Source organism: Synechococcus sp. 60AY4M2 (assembly GCF_002760375.1).
Taxonomy (GTDB): Bacteria; Cyanobacteriota; Cyanobacteriia; order Thermostichales; family Thermostichaceae; genus Thermostichus.
In genome coordinates this window covers 450809-460849 of record NZ_AUMZ01000001.1, presented here as the reverse complement: position 1 = coordinate 460849, position 10041 = coordinate 450809, and the positions used below count along the sequence as shown (strand labels likewise).

At 59.8% G+C, this 10041-nt stretch carries 10 protein-coding genes; 3 read left to right on the top strand and 7 right to left on the bottom strand.

Going from position 1 to position 10041, the window contains the following annotated elements; translation table 11 throughout:
* The first annotated feature begins 337 nt into the window (after positions 1–337).
* The gene (locus SYN60AY4M2_RS01955; RefSeq protein ID WP_011430112.1) at positions 338–1339 is read left to right on the top strand and encodes an o-succinylbenzoate synthase; all 1002 of its coding nucleotides are present in this window, start codon (positions 338–340) and stop codon (positions 1337–1339) included.
* On the opposite strand, the gene prfB is transcribed toward SYN60AY4M2_RS01955, so the two are convergent.
* Positions 1336–2464 (bottom strand): peptide chain release factor 2 gene (gene prfB, locus SYN60AY4M2_RS01950; RefSeq protein ID WP_143596961.1). Its coding sequence is split into 2 segments (ribosomal slippage): positions 1336–2391 and positions 2393–2464, totalling 1128 coding nucleotides; the frame shifts between segments, so codons are not numbered across the junction. The genes SYN60AY4M2_RS01955 and prfB overlap by 4 nt on opposite strands.
* Before the next feature lie 255 nt (positions 2465–2719).
* On the opposite strand from prfB, the gene SYN60AY4M2_RS01945 reads away from it, so the two are divergent.
* A complete protein-coding gene (locus tag SYN60AY4M2_RS01945; RefSeq protein ID WP_240527379.1) occupies positions 2720–3130 on the top strand; it encodes a DUF4359 domain-containing protein in 411 nt (136 codons plus the stop codon).
* Here the strand turns inward: SYN60AY4M2_RS01945 and SYN60AY4M2_RS01940 are convergent.
* Positions 3127–4248 carry a methyl-accepting chemotaxis protein gene (locus SYN60AY4M2_RS01940; RefSeq protein WP_099812180.1) on the bottom strand — a complete coding sequence of 374 codons (1122 nt, stop codon included), beginning with the start codon at positions 4246–4248 and terminating at the stop codon, positions 3127–3129. The genes SYN60AY4M2_RS01945 and SYN60AY4M2_RS01940 overlap by 4 nt on opposite strands.
* A 265-nt stretch (positions 4249–4513) precedes the next feature.
* Positions 4514–5734: an HD domain-containing phosphohydrolase gene (locus SYN60AY4M2_RS01935; RefSeq protein ID WP_099812179.1), complete on the bottom strand. Its 1221-nt coding sequence runs from the start codon at positions 5732–5734 to the stop codon at positions 4514–4516.
* 163 nt (positions 5735–5897) lie between these two features.
* On the opposite strand from SYN60AY4M2_RS01935, the gene pth reads away from it, so the two are divergent.
* Positions 5898–6575 carry an aminoacyl-tRNA hydrolase gene (pth, locus tag SYN60AY4M2_RS01930; RefSeq protein ID WP_099812178.1) on the top strand — a complete coding sequence of 226 codons (678 nt, stop codon included), beginning with the start codon at positions 5898–5900 and terminating at the stop codon, positions 6573–6575.
* Between the two features lie 44 nt (positions 6576–6619).
* On the opposite strand, the gene SYN60AY4M2_RS01925 is transcribed toward pth, so the two are convergent.
* The 4 genes from SYN60AY4M2_RS01925 to SYN60AY4M2_RS01915 all read right to left on the bottom strand — a co-directional run bounded on the left by SYN60AY4M2_RS01925 (position 6620) and on the right by SYN60AY4M2_RS01915 (position 10039).
* Positions 6620–7864 (bottom strand): AI-2E family transporter, encoded by a 1245-nt coding sequence (locus SYN60AY4M2_RS01925; protein ID WP_346426361.1) that lies wholly within the window; start codon positions 7862–7864, stop codon positions 6620–6622.
* 180 nt (positions 7865–8044) lie between these two features.
* On the bottom strand, positions 8045–9064 hold the full coding sequence (locus tag SYN60AY4M2_RS01920; protein WP_099812177.1) for a hypothetical protein: 1020 nt from the start codon (positions 9062–9064) through the stop codon (positions 8045–8047).
* Between the two features lie 107 nt (positions 9065–9171).
* Positions 9172–9306 (bottom strand): hypothetical protein, encoded by a 135-nt coding sequence (locus SYN60AY4M2_RS14585; protein ID WP_276307355.1) that lies wholly within the window; start codon positions 9304–9306, stop codon positions 9172–9174.
* A 91-nt stretch (positions 9307–9397) separates the two neighbouring features.
* A complete protein-coding gene (locus tag SYN60AY4M2_RS01915; RefSeq protein ID WP_099812176.1) occupies positions 9398–10039 on the bottom strand; it encodes a hypothetical protein in 642 nt (213 codons plus the stop codon).
* Positions 10040–10041: the final 2 nt, after the last annotated feature.

Here is a 10041-nt window from a genome sequence, read left to right as displayed (position 1 = left end):
GTTCCCCCTTCGGGGGGATCCCTAGAAATTGGAAACAACCAACATGTAAAAGCGTTCGGCGTAGTTATTATGGATGTTCCCCCTTCGGGGGGATCCCTAGAAATTGGAAACATCCTTGTGTAGTTCGGGATCCCTAGAGCATTAGCAGTTCCCCCTTCGGGGGGATCCCTAGAAATTGGAGACGCCCAGGGAGTTTAAGAACTCCCGGGCTTGCTTTAGCCACGCGTCCTCAAGTTCCCCCTTCCGGGGGATCCCTAGATAGGGTGTAGGTTGGCCAAGTAAGCGGCTCCCCCTTCCTTGGGGGGAAACTAGCAGCGGGGATCCCCAGGTGTTGAACATGCGCTTTGCGTTTTGCCGATACCGGCGGCCTTTCCGCCAGCCCTTGCGCACGCGCTACGGCCTGTGGTCTATCCGCGAAGGGATCCTGGTTCGGCTGACGGACGCGGAGACGGGAGGTCAGGGCTATGGGGAGATTGCCCCCATCCCCTGGTTGGGCAGCGAGACCGTAGAGGAAGCGCTGGCATTTTGTCAGCAGTTGCCCCCTGAGCTGTCGGAAGCAGAGATCGAGAAGATCCCGGCAACCTTGCCCGCCACGCGCTTTGGGCTGGAATGCGCCTGGCTGGCCTGTCGGGATCCCGGCTGGCTGGCAAGGGATCTCTCCGGGCTTTCCTGGTGTGGGCTTTTTGGGAAAACCCCACCCTCAGGTTCCTACCCCGCCTACAAGGTCAAGGTGGGGGTGGAGCCTCTCGAGCAGGAGGTGAAAAAGCTAGAAAGCTGGCTGGAGCAGTTGCCCGCAGGATCCTGCTTGCGCCTGGATGCCAATGGGGGGCTGAGTCTGGAAGGGGCGCGGCGCTGGCTGGCCCTCTGTGACCGGATCAACCAAGAGTGGCCAGGCAAGATTGAGTTTTTCGAGCAGCCCTTGCCACCAGCGCAGCACGCCGATCTAAGCCGGCTGAGCTGGGAGTTTCAGACTCCCATTGCCTTGGATGAGTCCGTGGTTGGGCTGGAGCAGTTGCAAGCTGTCCACCAAGCCGGCTGGAAAGGGATCCTGGTGGTCAAGCCCTCCTTGGTTGGCTCCTGCCTTGCCCTTAGGGACTACCTCAGGCAACACCCTAGCCTAGATTTGGCCTTCTCCTCCGCCCTGGAAACGCCCATCGGCGCTTGGCATGGCCTAGTTTGGGCGGGATCCCTGCAGGCAAAAACAGCCCATCCCAGAGCCTTGGGATGGGGGGTGGGGGAGTTTTTCCAGGAAGGGGATCCCCTCACCCTGATCACGCTCTCAGCCCAGGAGCGGGCAGCCCTGATGCAGGCGGTGTGGGAGCGCCACAGCCAGCCCTAGACGGCGGCGGCTTGCTTGGCCCGTTCCTGCCGCAGGTAGGCCTGGATAAAGTGCATCAGCTCCTCCGGTTCGCCATTCATAAACGCCTCGACATTGTAGGTTTCGGCGTTGGTGCGGTGGTCTTTGATCAACTTGTAGGGATCGAAAGTGTAGGTGCGAATCCGACCCCCAAAGCCCTGGGTCACCATCTCACCCCGGATCTCGGCCAGCTTTTGCCGGCGCTTTTCTTCCTCAAGCTCGATCAGCTTCGCCTTCAGGATCTGGATGGCCCGCTCCTTGTTTTGCAGTTGGGAGCGCTCTTCGGTGCAGCGCACGGCAATGCCGGTGGGCTTGTGGATAACCCGCACCGCCGTTTCCACCTTGTTGACGTTTTGGCCCCCTGCCCCGCCGGAACGAGAAGTCTCGAACTCCAGATCCTCCATCCTCAGCTCGAACTCATTGTCCTCCTCCAGGATAGGCATGACCTCAACGCCGGCAAAGCTGGTCTGGCGCTTGCCGTTGGCGTTAAAGGGGCTGATGCGCTCCATGCGGTGGTTGCCCTTCTCGGCGGAAAGATACCCGTAGGCATAGGGGCCTTCAATCAGCAGGGTGGCCGACTTGATGCCGGCCTCTGCCCCTTGCGAGTATTCCGAAAGCGTGACCTTGTAGCCCTGGTTTTCCGCCCAGCGGGTGTACATCTTCAGGAGCATCTCCGCCCAGTCTTGGGCATCGGTTCCCCCCGCGCCAGCGGTGATGGTGAGGATGGCGCCGTTTTTGTCGTAGGGGCCCGAAAGCAGTTGCCGCAGCTCCCATTGGCCGAGCTCCCGCTCCACCGCCGCCAGGGATCCGGACACTTCGGCCAACAGCTCCGGGTCCGGGTCTTCTTGCAGCAGCTCCAAGGCGCTGGCAGCATCCTCTAGGCGATCCTTCCAGCGGTGGATTTGATCCCAGGAGGCCTTGAGGCTGTTGAGCTGTTGCAGGTGGCGGCGGGCCGCCTCGGCATCGTTCCAAAACTGCGGCTGCGCTGCTTCCTGCTCCAAAATGGCGATCTGCTGCTCCAGGTGGGGCAGGTCAAAGATAGTCCTGAGCACTGCTCAGGCGCGAGGTGAGCGATTCTAGGGTGCGTCTCAGATCGGCCAGTTCCATAGAGAGCATCAAGAGAGAGCATCAAGCTGCGCTTCGGCTCTCATCCTAGCCTGTAGGCTGGCAATTCAACCAAGGGATCCAGCTCTTTTGCAGGTTTGCTGCAACACTGTGAACCGCATTCCTGGCCAATTGGGTGATCCCGCGCCGGCTCTAGGACGCGACAGAGCGGCCTTGGGCGATGGCTTTTGCCGAAGGATCCCTGTCGGAGCACCTCAAGCCCGTAGCAGAATGGAAAATCTTGTTTCGGAGGCCGCTATGCTGAGGGTCTTTTCCTTGCTTTCCGGACTGGTTCTGGCTGGGGGGGTGGCTGCTTTGGCCATCACCAATCCCACCCCGGAAGAGTACGGAGCCTACGCAGGAGACCAATTGGCTGCCTATGCTACACGGGAATACTGCGCCCAGATCCCAGCTTTTTTGCCCACCCTCATTGAGGAATGTCACGCCCTTGTGCAACAGCTGCAACCAGAGCTGGTGGAGCTGTTTCTGCGCCAGACCCGCCGGCAAAACTTCATCCTCTTCAGCCTCTACAGCACCGATTTGTCGTTGCTTAACTTTGGCCCGCTGGGGATCTCCCTGCCCACCTACCACTTTGAAACCTTGGCCGTGGCAGGGCAATTCTATACCTATGAGATCCGCGAGGGCAAAACCACTCCCCAAAAGGGCTAAACCTGGGCCTGCTCCAACAGCGCTTGCAATTCCTCCAGGGCTGCCTGGGCCGACTGCGCCTGCTGGTAAAGGGATTGCACCATCTCGGCGCTGGCCTGAGCCGATTGCAGGGTGGATTGGCTTTGGCGTTGGATGCGCTCTGCCAAGCCGCGGATGCGGTTGCTGGCTTCGGTGGTGCGCCCCGCCAATTTGCGGATCTCCTGGGCAATGGCACCAAAACCGCCGCCCCCACCCCTGCGGTTGGCCTCCACAGCCGCATTAAAGGAGAGCAGGCGAATATAGCCTGCCACCTCTACGATCAAGTCAACGATGGTGTTGATTTCTTTGAGCTCGCGGGAGAGCTCCCGGTTGCTGTCGGCAATGTCCTGAAATAGGCGGCGCACCGCCTCTACCCCGGCAAAGGTGGCGGCAAAGGTGGATTTGCCCTTTTCCGAGAGCACCGAGCTGATCTCGATGATGCGGGCGTTGAGGCGGGCCAGCTCTTCCGAGCGCTGCTGGGCTTGGCGCCGCTCCCGATCCAAAGCCAGGTTTTGGCTGAGGATCTCGGCTTTTTGCCGCTCCAGATCGCGGGCATACTGAAGGCTGCGGTTTTTTTCCTGCTCCAGCTCGGCCAAGAGCCGTTTCATCTCCTCCTGCTGTTCCCGCAGCCTCTGCTGCGTGGCCAAGTATACCTGGGACTGGGCCACCAACAGCACCGGCACATCCAAAAGGCGGTAGTCTTGCGGGCCAATTTGCACCACCACCGGGTCGTAGATGGTTTCTTGGGGCCGCTGGAAGGCCTGGCTGGCCGCTTGCAACACATCGCAGTCGCCGGACAGAAGGAGAAAACCCCGGCCATGGAACTCCACCATCGAGCTGATGGGCCGCTTCAAAAACACGTCTAGGCCGTAGGGCTTGCTCAGCATCCACTCCAAAATGGCGCGCCGGGTCAGCATCCCCTGCACTTGTGACCGCTCATCCAACACGATCACCCCCGAAAGGCTGCTGTCATCCTCTAGGCGGCGCACCACGTTCTCGCAAGGGGTGGACTCGCTCACCTGAAAGTCCACCAGGGCCAGATCGCGCAGCTTGGTGTGGATCGAGAGGGTGGGAGTGGGCGGATTGGTCAGGGTAGCCATCACAGGGATCCTCGGCGCAGCTTGGGTCGAGACAGGTAGCCAGTAGATGTGCTATGTATTGGGAAACACACAAAAGTGGCTCTGGTCGGCTTGCCAGGAGACTACTGCCGACTGCATTTAGTTTGCCTTGGGATCTCGTTCCCTGGCTACGGTCGCAGGCTGGGGATCGGTTGAAAAAAAAGACAAAGGCGGGTTTTTCCCGTTGCCGAGTGGGGATCCCGGCAAGAGGGGATACTCCAAATCCGCGATTTGGCCGGCTCTGAGCTCAGCGAGGCTCTTGGTAGCGGTGGTAGATCTCTAGAATTTCGCCGCGGCCACGGGTAAAAGCGGCCACTACGTGGGGATCGAAGTGGCTACCGCTTTGGCTCTCCACAAAGCCAAAGATCTCGTCTAGGTTCCAAGCTTCTTTGTAGGGGCGGCGGCTGGCCAAAGCGTCGAAGACATCGGCCAAAGCCACGATCCGCCCTTCCAGCGGGATCTCTTCTCCCTTGAGGCCCCGCGGGTAGCCGCTGCCATCGAACTTCTCGTGGTGGGTGAGGGCAATGATGGCGCTTTTTTTCATCAGCTCCGAGTTGGATTGGCTGAGGATCTCGTAGCCAATCTCGGGGTGGCGGTTCATAATCAGGCGCTCTTCGGGGGTGAGGGGGCCTGGCTTTTGCAAGATGGCATCCGGGATCCCGATTTTGCCCACATCGTGCAGGGGGCTGGCGTAGAAAATCAGCTCCTGTTCATGGCTGGAGAGGCCCAACTCTTTGGCGAGAATGCGGGAATAATGGCTCATCCGCTTGAGGTGAAAGGCGGTGTCTTGATCCCGGTATTCGGCAGCCTGGGCCAGACAGAAAATCGTTTCCAGGTGAGCAGCTTTCAGCTCTTCCCGCAAGCGCACATTTTGATAGGCAACCGCCGCCTGGGAAGCCAGGGCTTCGGCCACTTGGACTTCCAGCTCAGAAAACGGCTGGCTCCAGTCAGCCACCTGGTCGGGCGCCAGGTCAGCAGGGCGATCCGGCCTGAGGCGGTTCAACAGTTGCAGGGCACCGAGGATGTTTCCTGAGGGATCCCGCAGCGGCACAGTGAGCAGGGAGCGGGTGCGATATCCGGTCTGCCGATCCACCTGGGGGTTAAAAGCGTAGGGCAGGTCGGGGGGCAGTTGATAAACGTCCGGCAGATTCAAGCTCTCCCCGGTGAGCACCACATAGCCCACAATGCTAGAAGGAGTAAGGGGCAGGCGCAGATCCTGCAGTTCCTCGTTGCGCTTGACTACAAAAAAGCGCAACTCCTCCCCTTCGCGGATGAACAGGCTGGCGCCATCGCAACCCGTCAGCTCGCGGGCTTGGGCAACAATCAGTTCCAGCAGGCGCCTTAAATCCGTTTCCGAAGAAAGGGCGATCCCCACTTGGATCAGCCGCTGACTCAAGCGCAAGGCAGCAACGGCCTCGAATTCAGCTTCGCCAAGACAGAGATCGAAGGCAGCAGGCCCATGGGACATAACCTGTCCTCCACCGGGTTACGAGTGTTCTCAGAAGCGTTCCCAATGGAGCGATGTCAGAGCTCTAGCAGGGATCCTGCCGCTGCTCCAAGTTGGGAGGCTGGGGGTCGCCAATCCAAAGTAACTCTGCTACCCTACTTTACCTGTGGAAGCGAGAGACGCTGTGACCCAGGTCAAGACCCAGCCGCCAGAGGAGGTTGCCCTCCAGCTCATCGTTGGCCTGGGCAATCCTGGCCCGCAGTATGCCAACACCCGGCACAACTGCGGCTTTATGGTGGTGGACCGGCTAGCGGAGCGCTGGCGGATCCCGTTGGCTTTGGAAAAGCGGTTCCAAGGTAGCTACGGAGAAGGTTTTGCCCTGGGGGGCAAGCGGCGCCTGCTCAAGCCGGAGACCTACATGAATCGCTCTGGCGAGGCGGTGCGGGCGGTGTTGGATTGGTACAAGTTGGATCCTGCCTCGGTTCTGGTGGTGTACGACGATATGGACTTGCCCCTGGGTCGCCTGCGGCTGCGGGGATCTGGCTCCGCCGGCGGACATAACGGCATGAAGTCTGTCATTGAGCACTTGGGCAGCGAAGCCTTCCCCCGCTTGCGCCTGGGCGTGGGCAAGCCCAAAGGCCACCAAGACAGGGTTGGGCATGTTTTGGGGAGCTTTGAACCCGCTGAGCAGGCAGTGCTGGACCGGGTTCTAAGGGCGGCAGTGGCAGCGGTGGAGTGTTGCTTGCAAGAAGGATTGAAGACGGCCATGAACCGCTTCAACCCTTTGGATTTCTCTGGGCCAGATCGGCAAGATCAGCCAGCTCCTCTCAACCCAGCCAAGACTGCGCCCGGAGAAAGCTGATGCCGGGATCCCGCCCCGCTGTCTGACTAAGCAAAGTCGCCTCATCAAGGACTGCGTCCGGCCCCGCGATCTTCCACCCGCGGCAATTCCTCAGAACCGCCTGGCCGCGTCAGGGAGTCGGCTTCCCCAGTGGCAGGAGAGGGCAAGGATCCCTCCAGGTTGCTACCGATCCCTCGCCAAGCCAGAGAACCGGAGGCTTCGGCGGCCTGAGCGCACAGCTTGGCGCGCAGCTCTGCCTCCTGCTTGGGCTTGAGATAAAGGTTCTCCAGCAGCACCGCCATACCGGCTACCCAGGGGGGCGCGATCACCGCCCCAACAATGCCCAACAACTGAGTGCCCCCCAGCACCGCCAGCAATTGATACAAGGGCTTCACCCGCACCGAGGATCCCACCAACAAGGGATCCAACACATAGGTTTCCAGGTTTTGCACGGCAACGTACAGGATCAGCACCCACAAAAAAGTCCAGCCCCCTTGGACGATGGCCACCACCAAAGCCGGCAGGGATCCCAAGACTGGGCCGATAAAGGGAATCAGATTGGTAAACCCGGCGATTACCCCCAGCGCCAGCGCAAACTCCGACAGGCCCAAAAAGCGGAGCGAGACGGCAATCATCACCCCCAAAATGGCCGAGACCAAGACCCGCCCCTGGATGTAGCCCCCCATACGTTGCGCCATCGGCTGCACCTGCTGGGCCAACCGCTCATTCCAGGGGTAGGGGAACAGCTCCACCAGGCCCTGCACCAGGTCAGAGCCGCTCACCAGCATATAACCGGAAATGAAGAGGGTCAGCACTACGGTCAACAGGCCGCCCAGCAGACCGCGGGTGAAATCGAAGGACTGCACCAGCAACTGTTGTCCTGAGCGAACTGCCCAGTTCATCAGCGACTGCGGATCCAGCAACTGGTTCAAGTAGTCCAGCGCCGCCGGATCCACCCCTGCCAGATCGGCAATCCAGGTGTCTGCTAACAGTTGGAGCCGCTCCAGGTAAGAGGGCAACCTTGCCAGCAGCCGCTGGGTCTGGGTCACCACCGTCGGACCCATGAGCAGAGCCAAGCCGGCAATCCCGGCAATGAAACTCAGATAAACCACCACCACCCCCAGCCAACGGGGGATCCGCATCCGCTCCGCCAGATCCACCAGGGGAGCCAGCGCCGCCGCCACCACCACCGCGATCATCACAGTTACCACCAGGTTGCGCAGTTGCCACAGCAACAGCAGCAGCATCCCTGTGGCCACTACCAGGGCTATGGAGGAGACGGAGAGGGTCAGCTGTCTTCGGCTCATCATCTGGCTGGGCTCTCTTCAAGGGGGGCGTTTCAGTCCCCCGGGGTAACAGACGGCTCTACCATCCTGGCCTGGCTTAGCCGAACTTGCCAAACGCCCCTTGCCCAAAGACGCCAAACCCGCAACCTCTCTACTCAATAGCCCAGACAAAGATCCGCAGCAGAAAACCAGCTAGCAGTGGAGTTACCGCAACAGTTCCATCCGTACTGCTTCTACATATTCCAGCAGCTCTGGGGATCCTCTGCCTGCAGCCTGCCACAGCGTCACAGCACGGCCCAGATCGGCAGCGGCACCGGCCCTATCCTCTCCCTGATAGGCGCGTGCCATGCCGCGGTGGTAGTAGCCCTCGGCTTGCTGCGGCTGCACCTCGATAGCTCGGCTGAAATCCTGAACGGCCAAGTTGAAGTCGCAAATGCTGGCCCACATCAGGCCGCGATGGACATAAGCATCGAAAAGATCGGCAGAGCTTTGGTTTTGCTTGGCCAGCTCGATGGCCAGGTGCGACACATCAAACGCCGATTCCAGATGTCCCTGTTCGGCCCAGATGCGAGAGCGCAACAAGTGGAGTTGGGGGTTGCGATAGGCAATGCGATCCAGAGGGGACAAAGTTGCCAAAGCCTGCTGCAGCTCCCCAAAATACTCGTGTTGTATTCTGGCCTTGAGCAAGTAAGCTTCAGGCAAATAGGGATCCAAAGCAATGGCAATGTCCAGATCCTGTAGCGCTCTGCGCATCAGGTGATCAACGACAGCCGCCTGCTCCGGCTCGGGCAAGGCCAGGGGATCGCTCTGCAACCGATCCCAGAAGTATTGAGCCCGCTGCAGATAGAGCTGCGCGTTCCCCGGCTCTTGTTCCAGAAACTGAGCTAGCCGCGCCAGATAGACGCGATCCAAGTGAAAACGCTCGCCAGCCTGGGTGGAAAGAGGGATCCCCCGCTGCGCCAGCAACTGATGCGCCTGAGAGCGCTGCTCAAGCTGCCGTACTTGGGCTTGCAGTTGGGCTTGTTGCCTGAGCAGGAGCTCAGGATCGGGTTCATCGGCAAATGCCGTCACTTGAACACTCTGCGCTGGCGCCGAGGCAACTTCAGGGACAGCGCCCCGTCCCTTGCGCAGGGAAGCCAACCAGCCGCATTCGCCGCTCAAACACAGCCAAGACAGCAAACCCAAAAGCGCCGATCCGGACAACAAAAGACTGGGCCTCAGCATGGATCCCACCCCACGAAACAGTACGGAAGTTGCCTCTAGGCTAGTTCGCCATCGCAGCGGTGTCCAGATTTCTTGGCTACACAGTCGTGCTCCAAAGCCTGAAGGTGTTAGGGGATTTTGTCGCTAGCCAGCTCCACCAAGAGGCGGTTCTTCGCCCGGCCCTCGTCGGCAGCCCGCTCCGACAGCCATAGGGCGGCGCCCTTCGAGAGCTTGAGACCAATAGGGCTGCCCCCAGCTCCCATCGCGCCATTGAATTGAACAAATCCAAGTGGACAGCAAGCTGAGCGTGAATGTACTCTCTTGACCTCAATTGAAATTGTCAATCTCGAATTCTTAGAGATCCAAGCCCGCTTGTTTAAAACCTAAGTGACGTGCCCTGTCCCACACCAAAAGAGTATGAATCCCAAGCCAAAAGCTCGTCCACAGCCAGTTATCCACCCAGATCTTGCCGAGAATAGGTAGGGTTAAACCCTCTGTCCCTCCCAAAACTAGGCCGGCCGCCAAGACCAGCCCTTCAAAAGCAAGAAAACCTAGGATGAGCATGGCTGGGATCCAAAGATAATTCCACAGCCATCGTCCGGCTCGGAGAGGGTGGGGCTGGAAGAAGAGAGGGCGGTAGCTGGCTAGCAGGGCTACTCCCACCGTGCCGATCCCCAAGACCACCCCCCAGGCAAAAGAGTCAGGCGTGCGGGGATAGTTGTGCCAGACATAGCCAAAGATTTGGTTGGCTAGCCAAATCATCGAGGCGCTAACCATTGCCCTTTGGCGAGTTAACGTAGTGCCCGCGATGATGCCAATGGTTACAAAAGGCAGCGTACAGGTATAGGCAATGTTGCTGAGGCAGCCAATGGTGGTAAATAGACTGGGCCAAAATCGGCCACAGGCCAAGTCTTGGGCAGCTCGTAGCCAAATGGCAACCGGGATCCAGGGGCGAGGTTTGGGGATGGACTGCACAAGGGATTGCAGACTGACCATAG

What these genes read in the sequence shown, in the direction of transcription:
- SYN60AY4M2_RS01935 (WP_099812179.1), bottom strand. Translation starts at nt 5,734, where the DNA reads ATGTCCCATGGGCCTGCTGCCTTCGATCTCTGTCTTGGCGAAGCTGAA.
- SYN60AY4M2_RS01940 (WP_099812180.1), bottom strand. Translation starts at nt 4,248, where the DNA reads ATGGCTACCCTGACCAATCCGCCCACTCCCACCCTCTCGATCCACACC.
- SYN60AY4M2_RS14585 (WP_276307355.1), bottom strand. Translation starts at nt 9,306, where the DNA reads ATGGGAGCTGGGGGCAGCCCTATTGGTCTCAAGCTCTCGAAGGGCGCC.
- SYN60AY4M2_RS01955 (WP_011430112.1), top strand. Translation starts at nt 338, where the DNA reads ATGCGCTTTGCGTTTTGCCGATACCGGCGGCCTTTCCGCCAGCCCTTG.
- SYN60AY4M2_RS01925 (WP_346426361.1), bottom strand. Translation starts at nt 7,864, where the DNA reads ATGATGAGCCGAAGACAGCTGACCCTCTCCGTCTCCTCCATAGCCCTG.
- SYN60AY4M2_RS01920 (WP_099812177.1), bottom strand. Translation starts at nt 9,064, where the DNA reads ATGCTGAGGCCCAGTCTTTTGTTGTCCGGATCGGCGCTTTTGGGTTTG.
- SYN60AY4M2_RS01945 (WP_240527379.1), top strand. Translation starts at nt 2,720, where the DNA reads ATGCTGAGGGTCTTTTCCTTGCTTTCCGGACTGGTTCTGGCTGGGGGG.
- SYN60AY4M2_RS01915 (WP_099812176.1), bottom strand. Translation starts at nt 10,039, where the DNA reads ATGGTCAGTCTGCAATCCCTTGTGCAGTCCATCCCCAAACCTCGCCCC.